Origin of the sequence: Serratia sp. (in: enterobacteria) (assembly GCF_051654945.1) — a bacterium.
Lineage (GTDB): Bacteria > Pseudomonadota > Gammaproteobacteria > Enterobacterales > Enterobacteriaceae > Chania.
The window spans coordinates 465,105-482,736 of record NZ_JBOFZA010000118.1 but is presented as its reverse complement, the minus strand read 5'-3'; the positions used below and the strand labels follow the sequence as shown (position 1 = coordinate 482,736).

The 17,632-nt window shown below is 55.3% G+C and carries 15 protein-coding genes; 14 read left to right on the top strand and 1 reads right to left on the bottom strand.

Annotated elements, in window-relative coordinates; genetic code table 11:
- The first annotated feature begins 153 nt into the window (after positions 1–153).
- The 12 genes from sseB to ACRDCA_RS27525 all read left to right on the top strand — a co-directional run bounded on the left by sseB (position 154) and on the right by ACRDCA_RS27525 (position 12,421).
- Entirely contained in the window at positions 154–993 is an 840-nt protein-coding gene (sseB, locus tag ACRDCA_RS27580) for an enhanced serine sensitivity protein SseB (protein WP_438692348.1), read from the top strand.
- A 180-nt stretch (positions 994–1,173) separates the two neighbouring features.
- Entirely contained in the window at positions 1,174–1,599 is a 426-nt protein-coding gene (ndk, locus tag ACRDCA_RS27575; protein ID WP_025119800.1) for a nucleoside-diphosphate kinase, read from the top strand.
- A 267-nt stretch (positions 1,600–1,866) separates the two neighbouring features.
- Positions 1,867–3,054, top strand: a complete 1,188-nt coding sequence (locus ACRDCA_RS27570) for a bifunctional tRNA (adenosine(37)-C2)-methyltransferase TrmG/ribosomal RNA large subunit methyltransferase RlmN (RefSeq protein ID WP_025119799.1) — start codon at positions 1,867–1,869, stop codon at positions 3,052–3,054.
- 98 nt (positions 3,055–3,152) lie between these two features.
- Entirely contained in the window at positions 3,153–3,902 is a 750-nt protein-coding gene (pilW, locus tag ACRDCA_RS27565) for a type IV pilus biogenesis/stability protein PilW (RefSeq protein ID WP_438692347.1), read from the top strand.
- Positions 3,892–4,869 (top strand): cytoskeleton protein RodZ, encoded by a 978-nt coding sequence (gene rodZ, locus ACRDCA_RS27560; RefSeq protein ID WP_438692346.1) that lies wholly within the window; start codon positions 3,892–3,894, stop codon positions 4,867–4,869. The genes pilW and rodZ overlap by 11 nt, the downstream gene beginning before the upstream one ends.
- A gap of 47 nt (positions 4,870–4,916) precedes the next feature.
- Complete coding sequence (ispG, locus tag ACRDCA_RS27555; RefSeq protein WP_025119796.1) at positions 4,917–6,038, top strand: flavodoxin-dependent (E)-4-hydroxy-3-methylbut-2-enyl-diphosphate synthase; 1,122 nt, start codon at positions 4,917–4,919, stop codon at positions 6,036–6,038.
- A 122-nt stretch (positions 6,039–6,160) separates the two neighbouring features.
- A complete protein-coding gene (gene hisS, locus ACRDCA_RS27550) occupies positions 6,161–7,435 on the top strand; it encodes a histidine--tRNA ligase (protein WP_025119795.1) in 1,275 nt (424 codons plus the stop codon).
- 13 nt (positions 7,436–7,448) lie between these two features.
- Positions 7,449–8,069 (top strand): YfgM family protein, encoded by a 621-nt coding sequence (locus ACRDCA_RS27545; protein WP_438692345.1) that lies wholly within the window; start codon positions 7,449–7,451, stop codon positions 8,067–8,069.
- 11 nt (positions 8,070–8,080) lie between these two features.
- Positions 8,081–9,262: an outer membrane protein assembly factor BamB gene (gene bamB / locus ACRDCA_RS27540; RefSeq protein WP_438692344.1), complete on the top strand. Its 1,182-nt coding sequence runs from the start codon at positions 8,081–8,083 to the stop codon at positions 9,260–9,262.
- 158 nt (positions 9,263–9,420) lie between these two features.
- Positions 9,421–10,908: a ribosome biogenesis GTPase Der gene (der, locus tag ACRDCA_RS27535; RefSeq protein WP_438692343.1), complete on the top strand. Its 1,488-nt coding sequence runs from the start codon at positions 9,421–9,423 to the stop codon at positions 10,906–10,908.
- A 103-nt stretch (positions 10,909–11,011) separates the two neighbouring features.
- Positions 11,012–11,968 (top strand): AEC family transporter, encoded by a 957-nt coding sequence (locus tag ACRDCA_RS27530; protein ID WP_438692342.1) that lies wholly within the window; start codon positions 11,012–11,014, stop codon positions 11,966–11,968.
- 228 nt (positions 11,969–12,196) lie between these two features.
- Positions 12,197–12,421, top strand: coding sequence for a zinc ribbon domain-containing protein (locus tag ACRDCA_RS27525; protein WP_438692341.1), 225 nt, complete (start codon positions 12,197–12,199; stop codon positions 12,419–12,421).
- Positions 12,422–12,423: 2 nt separating this feature from the next.
- Here ACRDCA_RS27525 and ACRDCA_RS27520 read toward each other — a convergent pair whose 3' ends face one another.
- Positions 12,424–13,500, bottom strand: coding sequence for a LacI family DNA-binding transcriptional regulator (locus ACRDCA_RS27520; protein ID WP_438692340.1), 1,077 nt, complete (start codon positions 13,498–13,500; stop codon positions 12,424–12,426).
- A 349-nt stretch (positions 13,501–13,849) separates the two neighbouring features.
- On the opposite strand from ACRDCA_RS27520, the gene ACRDCA_RS27515 reads away from it, so the two are divergent.
- A complete protein-coding gene (locus ACRDCA_RS27515) occupies positions 13,850–15,157 on the top strand; it encodes an MFS transporter (RefSeq protein WP_438692339.1) in 1,308 nt (435 codons plus the stop codon).
- Positions 15,158–15,168: 11 nt separating this feature from the next.
- Entirely contained in the window at positions 15,169–17,532 is a 2,364-nt protein-coding gene (locus ACRDCA_RS27510) for a TIM-barrel domain-containing protein (RefSeq protein WP_438692338.1), read from the top strand.
- Positions 17,533–17,632 lie beyond the last annotated feature (100 nt).

The window sequence follows — 17,632 nt, the reverse complement described above, 5'->3', positions numbered from 1 at the left end:
CGGTTCCCTCTCCTTGGGGAGAGGGTTAGGGTGAGGGGAATAGCACCGAAGCCGGAAAACTTCACACCTCGGTTCTGCCAGGCCGTTTAATTGATAAAGTATTTTCCCAAGGGTTCAGCTTGCTGAGCCCTTAATACATTGGAGGAGTCGGCAATGAGTTCCCACCATCATCATGATGAGGACGCCGTTTCTGGCGAAAATGAGCTTGAGCGTCTGCTGAGACTGGCGGCCTCGGAACCGGCACATCGGCCGGCGTTTTTCCGCGAACTGCTGGATGCCACGGTCTACATTCTGGGTGACAGCGAGCAGGTGCCGCACGACGGTGAAATTACGCTGAATGCTGAGACACCGGTGAACATTCAGCACTGGGAAAAGCAGGATGGCAGCAGCGTGGTGCCTTTCTTCACCTCGTTGGAAGCACTGCAAAAAGCGGTGGAGGATGAACAACCCTTTATCGCCATGCCTACCCGCGTGCTGTTTGAGATCACCCAGGGGGCCGAACTGTTTCTCAACCCTAAAGGCACCCACGGCAAAGAATTCCTGCCAGCCGAGATCGCCATGCTATTGGCTACCGGCGGCGTAGTGAAACCGGCAGAGCGCTATATCGATACCGAAACCCAGTTACTGTTGGGGCAACCGGAAGAGTATCCGGCGGCGATGGTCGATGCGCTGACAACCCTGTTCAGCCAGCGTAAACCGGTACGCCGCGCTTTCCTGGCGCTGATGCATGACCGCGCCGTAGACGAGAAGCCGAACCTGCTGGTTGGCCTGGAAGTCGATGGTGATGAAGCTGAGATTGAAGCCCTGATCAGCGAAGCCGGTATGGTGGCCAGCGAAACCGCGCCAAACGATGAGCCAGTCGATTTTTGCCTGGTGGAAGAAAATGCGCGCGGCGTGAGCCACTATCTGATCACCCATACCCAGGCGTTTTACCAGCGTCGCTGGGGCAGCTGGCTGCGCAATATCATCCCATCAACCGATAAAACTCAGTAAGCCAGCCGGGGGGAGTGTTGCGTTGTCGCTGAATATCGAGGATTAAGATAATTTTTTTTTAATGAAATGTTGATTTTCCCGTAGGCAAGCGTTAACAGCGCACATATAATCTGCGCCACTTGAAAGGCCGGCACCCCACTTTTCGCCCGGCCTGTTTTGGAAGACATAATAGAGGCCATCATGACCGTAGAACGTACCTTTTCCATCATTAAACCAAACGCAGTAGCTAACAACGACATCGGCGCTATCTATGCCCGTTTCGAGCGCGCGGGTTTCAAAATCATCGCAGCTAAAATGTTGCGTCTGACTCGCGAACAAGCCGAAGGCTTCTACGCTGAGCACAAAGGCCGTCCTTTCTTCGACGGTCTGGTTGAGTTCATGACCTCTGGCCCGATCGTGGTGCAGGTTCTCGAAGCCGAAAACGCCGTACAGCGTAACCGTGACATCATGGGCGCGACCAACCCGGACAATGCATTGGCTGGCACCCTGCGTGCTGACTATGCCGACAGCTTCACTGCCAACGCCGTACACGGTTCAGACGCAGTAGAATCTGCCCAGCGTGAAATCGCTTATTTCTTCAACGAAAGCGAAATCTGCGCGCGTTAATGGTGGTCGTTTTCTGCTGAATCCGGCTATTTACCGGCAGATACAATAAAAATGCCGTGAAAGCCGTTCAGACGTGGAAACCCGCTACTAAAATTTGTACAATGCCGCGCCCCTGGTGAGTCATCTTGCCTGGGGCGTGTTTTTTCCCGTTAGTCTTGCAAAGCTGGCGGCGGCGAATCGTTCGCCAAAGAGAACATGGCGCAGCATGCAGCGCCCTTACCCACTCCTTCAAGCCATAACGTGTAACAACGAGGCTAAGAGATCATTATGTTAGAACCCATCACGCCTGAGCATACCTTGTCTGAAAATAATTCCCTGACCGTGCAAACGGAACAACCGGCTACGGCCAAAATCAACCTGCTGGATTTGAACCGTCAGCAATTGCGCGAGTTTTTCGCCAAAATGGGTGAGAAGCCTTTCCGCGCCGATCAGGTGATGAAGTGGATGTATCACTACTGCTGCGATGATTTCGAGCAGATGACCGATATCAACAAGGTGCTGCGCAATAAATTACAGAGCGTGGCGGAGATCCGCGCGCCGGAAGTTGCCATGGAGCAACGTTCCGCGGATGGCACCATCAAATGGGCCATCACGGTAGGCGATCAACAGGTCGAAACCGTCTATATCCCAGATGGCGATCGTGCCACCCTGTGCGTGTCTTCCCAGGTGGGCTGCGCACTGGAGTGCAAATTCTGTTCCACGGCTCAGCAGGGTTTTAACCGCAACCTGCGCGTGTCGGAAATCATCGGTCAGGTCTGGCGTGCCGCCAAGATCCTCGGTGCCATCAAGGTTACCGGCCAGCGTCCGATCACCAACGTGGTGATGATGGGCATGGGTGAGCCGCTGCTTAACCTGACCAACGTGGTGCCAGCGATGGAAATCATGCTGGACGACTTTGGTTTTGGTCTGTCCAAGCGCCGCGTTACCCTGTCTACTTCTGGTGTCGTGCCCGCTCTGGACAAACTGGGCGATATGATCGATGTGGCCCTGGCCATTTCGCTGCATGCGCCAAACGACAAGATCCGCGACGAGATCGTGCCGATCAACCGCAAATACAATATTGAGACCTTCCTGGCGGCAGTACGTCGTTATCTGGAGAAATCCAACGCTAACCAGGGGCGGGTCACCGTTGAGTACGTGATGCTGGATCACATCAACGACAGCACCGACGACGCGCACCAGCTGGCCGAAGTGCTGAAGGACACGCCGTGCAAGATCAACCTGATCCCATGGAACCCGTTCCCAGGCGCACCTTATGGCCGCAGCTCCAACAGCCGCGTCGACCGTTTCTCCAAGGTGTTGATGGAATACGGCTTTACGACTATTGTTCGTAAAACCCGTGGTGATGACATCGATGCCGCCTGCGGGCAGTTGGCGGGAGAGGTGATCGACCGTACCAAGCGTACCCTGAAAAAGAAAATGGCCGGGGAACCTATCAGCGTACGTGCGGTCTGAATCCTATAGCATGATTTTTTTGTTATCTAACAGCCTGTTATGTGAGCAGCAATCCTCCAGGCGATCGGTTAACATCGGATAAGGAAATGAGTGCAAGCATGAAGCTGAAACTGTGGGGTGTATTATTGGCGGCCAGTTTGCTGGCAGGCTGTTCCGGATCGCAACCCGATAACGACGGGCCTGCGGTGGCGGCAGGCCAGACCCGGTTGCAACTGGGCCTGGAGTATCTGCACCAGGGCGATCTACCGGCAGCCAGGCAGAATCTGCAAAAAGCGGTCGATGCGGCCCCACAGGATTATCGCACCCAATTGGGCATGGCACTCTATAACCAGCAGATCGGCGATAACGCCGCTGCTGAACAGCGTTATCAGCTAGCGCTCAAACTTGCGCCAGGTAACGGTACCGTTATGAATAATTACGGTGCGTTTCTCTGTAGTTTAGGGCAGTATGTACCGGCCCAACAGCAGTTTAGCGCTGCGGCACTGGCGCCAGAATATGGTCAGGTTGCCGACAGTCTGCAAAACGCAGGTTACTGTTTCCTCAAGGCCGGTCAAAATGATGAAGCTCGCAAGTTATTAACGCGGGCGCTGAAGATCGATCCGGACAAGGGGGCTCCGCTGCTCGCGGAGGCAGAAAAGCAATTTGGAGAAGGGAAGCGCGCACAGTCGCAACTTTTATTGGACAGTTATCAACATGTTCTGCCGGCGAGTGCTGACAGTCTATGGTTACAGATTCGTTTCGCCGCGTTAGCAGGCCGTCAGGATAGCGTTCAACGCTATGGCAAACAGCTAGCGCGAAGTTTTCCACAATCCAAACAGTACCAGCAGTTCTTAGCTAATGAATACTGAAGAATCCCAAGATAAAACCGTAACTATGACAACAGGTCAACGCCTGCGCCAGGCTCGTGAACAACTCGGGCTGAGTCAACAGGCCGTGGCAGAACGCCTGTGCCTAAAAATGTCTACCGTGCGCGACATTGAAGACGACAACATGTCTGCCGATCTGGCTTCAACGTTTGTGCGTGGTTATATCCGTTCTTATGCCAAGCTGGTGCATTTGCCAGAAGAAGAGCTGTTGCCGATGCTGGAAAAACAAGCACCGGTAAGAGTGGCCAAAGTGGCTCAGATGCAGAGCTTCTCTTTGGGCAAGCGCCGTAAAAAGCGTGATGGCTGGCTGATGAGCTTTACCTGGCTGATTGTGTTTGTGGTCATCGGCTTGACCGGTGCCTGGTGGTGGCAAAACCACAAGGCGCAGCAGGAGGAGATCGCCACGATGGCGGATCAATCTTCTGCACAGCTTTCTCAACACGGCGAAGGTCAACCCGTTCCGTTAACCGACGGTAACGTGGATAACGGCGCTTCTGCGGTCGATCCAGACAGCAGCCCTGCGCCGTCAGCCAATAATACAGCGGCTCAACAGGTTCCGGCCGTGCTTGATCCGCAGGCGGCTCAGCAGCCCGCGGTGGTAGCACCAAGCCAGGCCACTATCCCAGATGCGACAGCTATCGCACCAACCGCCCAGGCTCAGTTGCCTACCGGTGCCGCAGCTGTCAGTGCTCCAGAGGCTGACGCCAACGGGCTGGTGATGGATTTTTCCGGCGATTGCTGGGTGCAAGTGGTTGACGCGACGGGTAAATCCCTGGTTAGCGGCATCCAGAAAAGCGGTTCTCGGCTGAATCTGGCTGGCAAGGCTCCGTTTAAACTGACCCTTGGTGCACCGGCCTCGGTACAAGTTCAATTCCAGGGTAAACCGGTCGATTTAAGCCGGTTTGTCAAGTCAAACCGTGTTGCTCGTTTGACCGTTGCCGCGCAGTAATTGCGCGGCTTTTGTCGTAATAAAAGAGCAGCAGTGGAGAGTAACTGATGCATAACCAAGCTCCCATTAATCGCCGCAAATCCACCCGTATTTACGTCGGTAACGTGCCTATTGGCGATGGAGCGCCGATTGCTGTGCAATCGATGACCAACACCCGTACCACCGATGTTGAAGCGACGGTTAACCAGATCCGGGCTTTGGAGCGCGTGGGGGTCGATATCGTCCGCGTTTCCGTTCCCACCATGGACGCCGCCGAGGCGTTTCGGCTGATCAAGCAGCAGGTCAACGTACCGCTGGTGGCCGATATCCATTTCGATTACCGCATTGCGCTGCAGGTTGCCGAATACGGCGTTGACTGTCTGCGTATCAACCCAGGTAACATCGGTAACGAATCACGTATTCGTTCAGTGGTTGACTGTGCGCGTGACAAGAACATCCCGATCCGCATCGGCGTTAACGGCGGCTCGCTGGAAAAAGATATTCAGGAAAAGTACGGTGAACCTACGCCGGAAGCGCTGCTGGAATCCGCCATGCGTCACGTGGATATTCTGGACCGCCTCAACTTTGACCAGTTCAAGGTAAGCGTAAAAGCTTCCGATGTATTCCTGGCCGTGCAGTCCTACCGTCTGTTGGCCGCCCGTATTGACCAACCCTTACACCTTGGTATCACCGAGGCGGGCGGGGCACGCAGTGGCTCAGTGAAATCAGCCATTGGCCTGGGCATGCTGTTGTCGGAAGGCATCGGCGATACGCTGCGCATTTCGCTGGCGGCGGATCCGGTCGAAGAAGTAAAAGTGGGCTTTGATATCCTGAAGTCGCTGCGCATCCGCGCTCGTGGCATCAACTTCATTGCCTGCCCAACCTGTTCCCGTCAGGAGTTTGACGTCATTGGCACCGTCAATGCGTTGGAACAACGGCTGGAAGACCTTATCACTCCAATGGACGTGTCCATTATCGGTTGTGTGGTGAACGGGCCGGGTGAAGCGCTGGTGTCCACCATAGGGGTGACCGGCGGGCACAAGAAGAGCGGTTTCTACGAAGACGGTGTGCGCCAGAAAGACCGCTTCGATAACGAACAGATGATCGACCAGTTGGAAGCGAAGATCCGGGCCAAGGCCGCTATGATGGACGAATCGAAGCGTATTTCGATCAACCTGCTGGAAGAGTAAACTAAAGCGGGCGGTAGCTCGCTGATTAATATCCGAGGGTTAGATTGCGCATCTGCGTTGAATAGCGGGTGGCAAAGTCCCTATAATCGGATCCATTTTCTATAAACGGACAGAGAACTCACGTGGCAAAAAACATTCAAGCCATTCGCGGCATGAACGATTACCTGCCGGAAGAAACGGCACTGTGGCAACGCATTGAAGGCACCCTCAAGCAGGTGCTGAGCGGCTACGGGTATAGCGAAATCCGGTTGCCGATTGTAGAGCAGACCCCGTTATTTAAACGCGCCATCGGTGAAGTGACCGACGTCGTGGAAAAAGAAATGTATACCTTCGAGGACCGTAACGGCGAAAGCCTGACGCTGCGCCCTGAAGGGACGGCTGGCTGCGTACGCGCCGGTATCGAACATGGTCTGCTGTACAATCAGGAGCAGCGTCTGTGGTATATCGGCCCGATGTTCCGTTACGAACGTCCGCAAAAAGGCCGTTACCGCCAGTTCCATCAGTTAGGGGCCGAGGTATTTGGCCTGCAAGGCCCGGATATCGACGCCGAACTGATCCTGCTGACCGCCCGCTGGTGGAAAGCGCTGGGGATTGCTGAGCACGTCAATCTGGAATTGAACTCCATCGGTTCACTGGAAGCTCGCGCCAACTATCGTGACGCCCTGGTGGCTTTCCTGGAACAGCATCAGGAAAAGCTCGACGAAGACTGCAAGCGCCGCATGTACAGCAACCCGCTGCGCGTGCTGGATTCTAAAAATCCAGAAGTGCAGACCTTGCTCAACGATGCGCCACGTCTTTCCGAATATCTGGATGAAGAGTCTAAAGCCCACTTCGACGGGCTGTGTGCACTTCTAGCTCAGGCCGGTATTCCCTATACCGTTAACGAGCGCCTGGTGCGCGGCCTGGATTATTACAACCGCACGGTGTTTGAGTGGGTAACCACCAGCCTGGGCGCTCAGGGCACCGTATGTGCCGGCGGCCGTTACGACGGCCTGGTTGAGCAACTGGGTGGGCGGGCGACCCCTGGCGTCGGTTTTGCCATGGGGCTGGAGCGTTTGGTGCTGCTGGTTCAGGCGGTTAATCCGGACTTCAAGGCACCGGCCACCATCGACGTGTACGTCATATCGAGCGGTGAAGGTACCCAGAGTGCGGCCATGTTGCTGGCAGAGCAGGTTCGTGATGCTGCGCCACAGATTAAATTGATGACCAACTATGGCGGCGGCAACTTTAAAAAGCAGATCACCCGTGCGGATAAATGGGGCGCGCGTATCGCCCTGATCCTGGGTGAAAACGAAGTCGCGGCACAGCAGGTGGTAGTGAAAGACCTGCGCAGTGGTGAACAAGAAACGCTGGCGCAAAGCGAAATCGCTGCGCGTCTGGCTTTGATGTTAGGTTAAGGAGAAGGACACCGTGGAAGTCTATACCACTGAAAACGAACAGCTTGACGCCGTGCGCAACTTTTTTGCCGAAAACGGTAAAGCTTTGGTTGTGGGTGTGGTGCTCGGTATTGGTGCCCTGGTTGGTTGGCGCTACTGGCAGAGCAACCAGACCTCCAGCATGATGGCTGCCTCACAGTCTTATCAACAGGCTAGCGCTGCCTTGGCATCGGGTAAAGCCGAAGACGTGGCTGCGGCAGAGAAATTTATCCAGGCAAACAGCAATACCTATGGCGTATTTGCGGCTTTGGATCTGGCTAAACACTTTGCTGAGCAAGGTGATTTCGCCAAGGCAGAACAGCAACTGATCGTGGCTCAGAGCCAGGCCAAAGATGAAAACCTGCTGGCCATGGTCAACCTGCGTCTGGCGCGTGTTCAGATGCAAGAGAAGAAGCTGGATGAAGCGCTGAAAACGCTGGATGGCGTGAAAGGCGAAGGTTGGATGGCAATGATGCAAGATGTACGCGGTGACGTGCTGTTGGCTAAAGGCGATACCAAAGGCGCGCGCGAAGCTTACAGCAAAGGCATCGAATCCAATGCTTCTCAGGCGCTTGCGGCAGTAATGCGCATGAAATTGAATAACTTGTCCAGCTAAGGGGAATTCCCATGCAATTGCGTAAAACACTCTTGGTCGGACTGGTTTCCGTTACTTTGCTGAGTGGTTGTTCGCTGTTTAGTGGCGAAGAAGACGTGGTTACCATGTCGCCGCTGCCAAAGGTTGAAAATCAGTTCACGCCGAACAAAGCGTGGAGCACGTCAGTCGGTGATGGTATTGGTGAGTATTACTCTCACCTGCGCCCGGCTTATCAGGACAGCACCGTGTATGCTGCCGATCGTCGCGGTACGGTGAAAGCGATGGATTTGGCGGACGGTAAAGAAAAATGGAAAGCCGATCTCTCCGAGAGAACCGGCTTCTTCTCCAGCAACCTGCCTGCGCTGCTGTCTGGCGGTCTGACGGTGTCTGGTTCTAACGTCTACGTTGGCAGTGAAAAAGCGGTGGTTTATGCGCTGAACACTGAAGACGGTAAAGTCGCCTGGCAAACCAAAGTGGCAGGGGAAGCGATTTCCCGCCCAGTGGTTGCCGAGGGTCTGGTGCTGATCCATACCACCAACGGCCAGCTGCAAGCGTTGAACGAGTCTGACGGTGCCATCAAGTGGACGGTCAACCTGGATATCCCTTCACTGTCACTGCGTGGCGAGTCTGCTCCGGCAACGGCCTTTGGTGCAGCAGTGGTTGGGGGTGACAACGGTCGCGTCAGCGCCGTGTTGATGCAGCAGGGTCAGTTAATCTGGCAGCAGCGTATTTCCCAGCCAAGCGGTGCAACCGAAATCGATCGCCTGAACGACGTAGATACTACGCCGGTGATTGTTGACAACGTGGTCTATGCATTGGGTTACAATGGCAATATGGCGGCGCTGGATCTGCGTTCCGGTCAAATCATGTGGAAACGTGATATGGGTTCGGTGAACGACTTTATCGTCGATGCAGGCCGCATTTATGTGGTCGATCAGAATGACCGTGTGGTCGCGATGAATACCGAAGGTGGCGTTAACCTGTGGCGTCAGAGCGATTTGCTGCACCGCAACCTGACCGCGCCAACGCTGTATAACGGTTACCTGGTTGTCGGCGATGCCGAAGGTTATCTGCACTGGATCAATACCACCGATGGTCGCTTTGTGGCTCAGCAAAAAGTGGATAGCTCCGGCTTCCTGTCCGCGCCGATTGTGGCCGGTGACAAGCTGCTGATCCAGGCGCGTGGCGGCAAGGTTTACGCCTTCACTCGCTAACAGTTTTAACCCCAACAAAATAACAGGCTATGTAGCCTGTTAGATTAACGGGATAACGGCTCCTGACGTCAGGGGCCGTTTCGTATTTTTAAGCTATGCCGCTGCTGTCTATTGCTCTGCATAGTAACGCATTGATTATTAAGTAATGAGGCTTCAACATGATACCTGTCGTTGCGCTGGTCGGGCGCCCGAATGTGGGTAAATCCACCTTGTTTAACCGTTTAACACAGACACGCGATGCGTTGGTGGCGGATTTCCCCGGGCTAACGCGAGACCGCAAATATGGTCGTGCTGAAGTTGAGGGTAACGAATTTATTATCGTCGATACCGGCGGTATTGATGGCACCGAAGACGGCGTTGAAACCCGTATGGCTGGCCAGTCGCTGCTGGCGATCGAAGAGGCCGATATCGTGCTGTTTATGGTCGATGCCCGTGCCGGGCTGATGCCTGCCGATCAGGGGATTGCCCAGCACCTGCGTAATCGCCAGAAGGCAACGTTCCTGGTTGCCAACAAAACCGATGGCATGGATCCAGACACGGCGACGGCGGATTTCTATTCACTGGGCCTGGGCGACGTCTACGCGATCGCCGCTTCCCATGGTCGTGGCGTCACCCAGCTGATTGAGCACGTGCTGGTGCCGTTCATCCCGGCCAAACCGGAAGAAGTCGAGCTGACCGAAGAAGAAGCCAATGCCGCCTATTGGGCTGAGCAGAGCGGTGAGCTGGAAGAAGGCGAATATGAAGATCCGGAAGACGACTTCAACCCGCAGGATCTTCCGATCAAGCTGGCGATCGTTGGCCGTCCTAACGTAGGTAAGTCGACGCTCACTAACCGAATCCTCGGCGAAGAGCGCGTGGTGGTATTTGATATGCCAGGCACCACTCGCGACAGCATTTACATCCCGATGGTGCGTGACGAGCGTGAATACGTGCTGATCGACACCGCCGGGGTGCGCAAGCGCGGCAAGGTTACCGAAACCGTCGAGAAATTCTCGGTGATCAAAACGCTGCAGGCGATCGAAGATGCCAACGTCGTGTTGCTGGTGATCGACGCCCGTGAAGGTATTTCCGATCAGGATCTGTCGCTGCTGGGCTTCATCCTCAATAGTGGGCGCTCACTGGTGATTGCGGTCAACAAGTGGGACGGCATGAGCGAGGAAGATCGCGATCACGTCAAAGAGATGCTCGATCTGCGCCTGGGCTTTGTCGATTTCGCGCGCGTGCACTTTATCTCCGCGTTGCACGGCAGCGGCGTGGGCAACCTGTTTGAATCCGTCCAGGAAGCCTACGAGTGTGCTACCCGTCGTGTTAACACCTCGATGCTGACCAAGATCATGCAGATGGCTGCCGAAGATCATCAGCCGCCGTTGGTGCGTGGCCGCCGCGTGAAGCTGAAATACGCGCACGCCGGGGGTTATAACCCGCCTATCGTGGTGATCCACGGTAACCAGGTGTCCGATCTGGCCGACTCCTACAAACGTTACCTGATGAACTATTTCCGCCGTTCACTGAAGGTGATGGGCACGCCGATCCGCATTCAGTTCAAAGAGGGTGAGAACCCGTTTGCTGGCAAGCGCAATACCTTGACGCCGAACCAGATGCGCAAGCGTAAGCGCTTGATGAGCCACCTGAAGAAGTCTAAATAACAAATTTGGGCGTGGTATAGATACCGCGCCCTTTTTTTATCCCGCTTAACGTGTTCTATTATCTACCAATATCTCCTTTTTACCGACTCAGCGAAGGAACCTCATGTCCTGGGAAACCTGGAGTTTTGCCTTTAGCGTCACCGTGCCCAACTTATTGATGATGCTGCTGGGGATCCTGCTGCGCCACTGTCGGCTGATGGACGATCGCTTTATTGATGGGGCTACCAAGCTGGTCTTCAATCTGGCGCTGCCTTGCCTGCTGTTTTTCAGTATTGCCACCAACCACCCGCAGCTACGTGATAATTTCGCGCTGGTGATCTACGGTGCGGTGGGCACCATAGCGACCTTCCTGCTGCTGGAGTTCGCGGCCAAGTGGCTGGTGAAAGAACCCCGTGAGCGCGGTGTGTTCGTACAGGGGGGATTCCGGGCGAATACTGCGATTGTCGGTTTGGCTTATGCCATGACCGCCTACGGCGATGAAGGCGTCGCGATTGCTTCGTTGTATCTGACCGTGACGGTGATCCTGTTTAACGTGCTGTCGGTCATCACGCTGACCCGCAGCCTGCAAGGCGGCAATGGGCAGAAGATCAAACATCTGTCATTGCTCCGCAGCATCGTGACCAACCCGTTGATCCTGGGGTTGCTGAGTGGCCTGGCCTATGCGCAGACCGGGCTGGGTATTGCGCCGGTGCTCAAGCAGACTGGCAGCTATATCTCAGGCCTTTCATTACCGTTGGCCTTGCTGTGTACCGGGGCCAGCCTCGATCTGCGGGCGATGTTCCGGTCTTCCAACGTCGCGGCATTATCGTCGTCGGCTAAACTGTTTTTGGTGCCGGTGCTGATGACGTTGGGGGGCTGGCTTTGCGGTTTCGAAGGCGCTACGCTCGGCATTATTTTTATGTTCTCGGCGACGCCAACCGCTTCCGGCAGCTATGTGATGACGCGCGCCATGGGGGGCAATGCGACGTTGGCCGCCAATATTATTGCGATCACCACAGTGGGATCTTTTTTTACCACCGCGTTGGGGATCTCTTTCTTACGCTCGTGGGGCGTGATTTGAAGCTGAAGGAAAGAGAATAATGCTTGTCAGTTAAGCCCCTCACCCTAACCCTCTCCCACAGGGAGAGGGGACTGAACGTGCTACAATTTAACCTCTGCACCAACCAGCAGCTCCGGGCTTGCCCCCTCTCCCCATCACTGTGCGTAGGGTATTCCTGGACGTTATATCGGGAGAGGGCCGGGGTGAGGGGAGACTGATAGTATTAACTTACAAGCATTAGGAGGAAAGATGGACGCCTTATGTCCGGTTTGTGCCCAGCCGATGAACTGGGTGAAGGGTGACTACCATTGTGACACTTGTCAGAGCGAATATCGCCAGCTTGCCGACTGCCCCGACTGCGGGCAACCGCTGCAGGAGCTGAAAGCCTGCGGGGCCGTGGATTACCTCTGCCAGCACGGCCATGGCCTGATCTCCAAAAAGCGGGTGAAGTTCAGCTACCAATTAGTCGAATGACCTCAATAGAGCCGGTGGTCGTGAGTGCTGACCGCTGGCGTCACCTTGTTGGGGCTGAGCCGTTTGACCGAGGCCCGTACCGCTAAGCGGCCATGCAACAGCATGTTGCTTGGTGGCGCATCCGGGCGCAGCATACGGCGTTGCAACAGCGCGATGGCTTCGGTACCCAGCTCATCACGAGGAACGTGAACGGAGGTTAGCGGCACGTCGTGGATTTCCGCCAGATTAAAGCCATCCGTACTCATCACTGACATATTCCCCGGCACGCCGATATGCATCTTCTTTAGCGCATTGACGGCACCCACCGCCATATAGTCACCCCCAGCCAGGATCGCTGTCGGCAATAGTGCCCGGTCAGTGACGCCGTTGATAAAGGCCGTGATGGCCTGTTCGGCTTCTTCGCTGCCGAAACCGGAGGTGGTGACCAGATGCTGACGATCGTCGAACAGAACATTGTGCCGCGTATAGGCCTGCTTGATCCCCGCCAGCCGCAGTTCCATGGTGTTGCGCCGCAGGCATTGCAGATTGAGGATACGGCTGTGGCCCTGCTGGAACAGATAATTGGCGGAATATTCCCCAATCAGTTGATGATCGGGGGAAACGCTGTCCAGCCGCATCTGGCGATCGGTACAGTTGATCAGGATACAGGGCTTGTTCAGATCGGCGGCCAGCGTATGGATATGGTCGTCGTCAATACCGATGATTAGCACGGCTTCGGTTAACGGATCGCTCATCTTTTCCAAAAACAGCATGCTGTCGCTGTGTTGCTCCTCCAACCCGCAGTAGCGGATCCTCACGTCATGTTGCGCCAATGCGCTAGCAATCCCCTGGATCACCTTGTAATAGAAGATATCGGTGCGGACATCAAAGGCGCGCTGTGGGGCAAACACCATCACGTTGTTCAACATCAGCCTGCCGTTGGAAAGCCCCTGCAAAATACCGTTTTGCTGCGCGCAGGCCAGCACCCGTTGCCGAGCCTCGGCACTGGTGTTGGATTTGCCTGCCAGCACGCGTGAAACGGTGCTGATCGATAGCCCGGTTTGGCGCGCAATTTCCTGTATTTTCAGCTTTCCGTTCAATATGTGATCTCCTTCAAATTCGACCATGAAAATATTCTCATGGCATCTATCTGTTTTGTATACGGCGTTATATGGCCATAACGGCGAAATTTTAGCTAGCTTATGAAAATTTTTGCAAAAATCGCCATTTCACTCGCGCTCCCCGCTGGTTAGTCTGCATTGGTACACCAATTTTATAGATTTATCAGTCCAATTCTTAGGCTGGAATACAAGTAAAACAACATTAAATCATAGGGTTGTCGCAGCATTGCCGTTGTATTTGTGGCCGCCGTCACAAATAACGCTGTTAAAACCTCCGTTAGCCAGAGTTGCCCTACCAAATAGGCGTATTGTCGCCACGGAGATCACGATGAGTGTAGAAATCAATCAAACGGTAGCAGCCAGCGGCCGCCGTAAATTCAAATCGTTACGCTGGTGGATGTTGGCCCTGTTCCTGCTGGGCGTTACGGTTAACTACATTACCCGCAACTCGCTGGGTATTTTGGCACCGGAGCTGAAAACCAGCCTCAACATGACCACCGAGCAATATTCCTGGGTGGTGGCATCTTTCCAACTGGCCTATACCGTATTCCAACCGATCTGCGGCTGGTTGATCGACGTTATCGGTCTGAAGATGGGGTTCCTGGTGTGTGCCAGCATCTGGGCCGTGGTGTGCATGATGCATGCTGGTGCGGGTACCTGGCTGCAACTGGCGATCCTGCGCTTCTTCATGGGAGGGGCAGAAGCGGCAGCTACGCCCGCTAACGCCAAAGCGATTTCCGACTGGTTCCCGAAAAGAGAACGGCCGATTGCTGCTGGCTGGGCCGGGGTAGGTTTCTCGATCGGGGCGATGCTGGCTCCGCCGATTATCGTAATTGCCCATGTGTCCTTCGGCTGGCAGGGAGCATTCCTGTTCTCCGGTGCTCTGGCGTTGGTCTGGGTAGTGCTGTGGTGGGTGTTTTACCACTCGCCGCAGGAGCACCCGAACCTGAGCCAAAAGGAATTCGATCTGATCAACGAAGATAATGAGCCGGTACTGCCAAAGCTGCCGTTCTTTAAATCGTTGGCGATCCTGTGCAAAAACAAAAAATTCTACGGCATCGCCATCCCGGCGTTTCTGGCTGAACCTGCCTGGGCGGTATTCAGCTTCTGGGTTCCGCTCTACCTGGCCACCGAGCGCGGCATGGATCTCAAACAGATCGCCATGTTTGCCTGGCTGCCGTTCCTGGCGGCAGATATCGGCAGCGTCACCAGTGGTTACCTCACTACGCTGTATCGCAAATGGTTTGGCTGTTCCCGTGTGAACTCGGTGGTGGCCAGCTCGGTGACCGGAGCCTTCATGATGGTGTCGCTGGCGTTTGTTGCCATCACCAAAGATCCCTACATCGCGATTGCGCTGATCTCCATTGGTGGCTTTGGCCATCAGGTGATCTCCTGCATGTTGAGCGCACTGGTGGTGGAGTCCTTCGATAAAAACCAGATGGCCACGGTGAACGGCATGCGCGGCTCCAGCGCCTGGATCGCCAGTTTCCTGTTTACGCTGTTGATTGGTGCCGTTTCCGACACCGTTGGCTTCAACCCGCTATTCGTCGCCATGGGCTTCTTCGATCTGATCGGTGCCATGTTCCTGATTGGCTTGATCGCCGAGCGTGGCAAAAAACCTTCATCTACTGTTTAAGTTGGATCCCTATGAAAACGTTAAAAAACTGGACGCTGGCGGGACAATTCGCCGATCGTGTTGAATTGCTGGTGGATGAGCAACATCTGTTCTGTCTGTATGTGTTGGAAAACAATCTGTTCCGCGTGCTGATCAAACGCCATGGCGAACTGGCACTGGATCGCACCTGGAGTATCGCCCCGCAGGAGGATGTACCTTGGGAAGGGCGCGATCGCCTCAGCGTCGCCGGTTTTGGCCTGCCGGGTTATCAACTTCAGCAGCAGGGCGATACTTTGACGGTGGCAACGCCGCAACTGCGAGTGACGGTACATCAACCGCTGTGGCTGGAATGGGAATATTGCAACGCGGTGGGGGAATGGTTGCCAATGGCTGCGGATCGCCCGACCAGTGCCTATCTGCTTAATGCGCACGGCGATGGCGTGGCGCACTATCAGCGCCGCCATAAGGGCGAACGTTATTATGGCCTGGGTGAGAAGGCGGGCGATCTGGAACGTACCGGCCGCCGCTTTGAGATGCGCAACCTGGACGCGATGGGTTACAACGCCGCCAGCACCGATCCGCTCTACAAACATATCCCGTTTACCATCACGCGCCGTGAAGAGGTCAGCTTTGGCCTGTTCTACGACAACCTGAGCAGCTGCTGGCTGGATCTGGGTAATGAGATCGACAACTATCACCTGGCCTATCGCCGCTACCAGGCTGAGGCGGGCGATCTGGATTACTATCTGTTCCTTGGCCCTCAGGTGCTCGACGTCACCAAAGCCTTCGTGCGGTTGACCGGTAAAACCCACTTTGGGCCGAAGTGGAGCCTGGGTTACAGCGGCTCGACGATGCATTACACCGATGCGCCAGATGCTCAACAGCAGTTGCAGCAGTTTATCCAGCTGTGCCGCCAACACGCCATTCCGTGCGACTCGTTCCAGCTCTCTTCCGGCTACACCTCGATCAATAACAAGCGCTACGTGTTCAACTGGAACTACGACAAGGTGCCACAACCCAAGCAGTTGAGTCAGGCTTTCCACGACGCGGGGTTGAAGCTGGCAGCGAATATCAAACCCTGCCTGTTGCAAGATCATCCCAAATACCAACAGGTGGCGGAGCTTGGCCTGTTTATCCGCGATTCGCAAAGTGACGGCCCGGAACGCTCCAGCTTCTGGGATGATGAAGGTTCACATCTCGATTTCACCAACCCGGCAGCCGTGCGCTGGTGGCAACAGGGGGTGACAGAGCAACTGTTGGAGATGGGGATTGATTCCACCTGGAATGACAACAACGAGTATGAAGTGTGGGATGGTGAGGCGCGCTGCCACGGCTTCGGCAAGCCAATCGCCATCAAGCATATTCGCCCGGTAATGCCGTTGCTGATGATGCGTGCCTCGCTTGAAGCTCAACAGCGTTTTGCACCGAACCTGCGGCCTTATCTGATCTCACGTTCCGGCTGTGCCGGGATGCAGCGCTACGTGCAAACCTGGAGCGGCGATAACCGCACCAGTTGGCAAACCCTGCGCTATAACACCCGCATGGGGGTTGGCATGAGCCTGTCTGGGCTATTTAACGTTGGCCATGACGTTGGTGGTTTCTCTGGCGATAAACCGGATGCAGAACTGCTGGTACGCTGGGTGCAGAACGGCGTAATGCATCCGCGCTTTACCATCCATTCGTGGAATGATGATGCCACGGTTAACGAACCCTGGATGTACCCAGCGGCTACGCCAATGATCCGTGAGGCGATCAACCTGCGCTATCGGCTGATGCCGTACTTCTACACGTTGCTGTGGCAGGCAAGCCATGACGATGAACCGATGCTGCGGCCTACCTTCCTCGATCACGAGCACGATGAGCGCACCTTCGGCGAGACCGATGATTTCCTGATTGGCCGCGATCTGCTGGTGGCCAGCGTGGTGGAGCAGGGACAACGCCAGCGCGAAGTCTATCTGCCGGACAACGTTGATGGCTGGTATTGCTTCTCTAGCGGCCAATGGTACAGCGGTGGGCAAAGTATTGTGCTGGACGCACCGTTGGAACGCTTGCCGCTGCTGGTCCGCGCTGGTGCCGGGATCCCGATGTCACAACGACTGGGGCATGTGGATATTGCAGCAGACGATCGCCGGGAACTGCACTTGTTCCCTACCAAGGGCTGTGGATGGTCCTCAGGCCTGCTGTTTGAAGATGACGGGGAAAGTCATGGCTGGCAGCAGAACAATGCGCTGTGGCTGCGCTGGGAGGCGGTGGGCGACAATCAGCGTATCGAACTGACCTTCAGCCAAGAGGGGCATTTCAAACCGGCATGGCAAGCGCTGAAGGTGGTACTGCCTGTGGGCGAGACTCGTGAACTGTGGGTGAACGGCGTTTGTCGCGATAGCTATGAGCTGTAACTGATGTCATCCCCCAACCCTCTGTTGAGGGTTGGGGGACTACCAAATTGGATGAAGTTTGGCTTGGAATTGGTTATCATTGGTACATAGCTATCCAGGT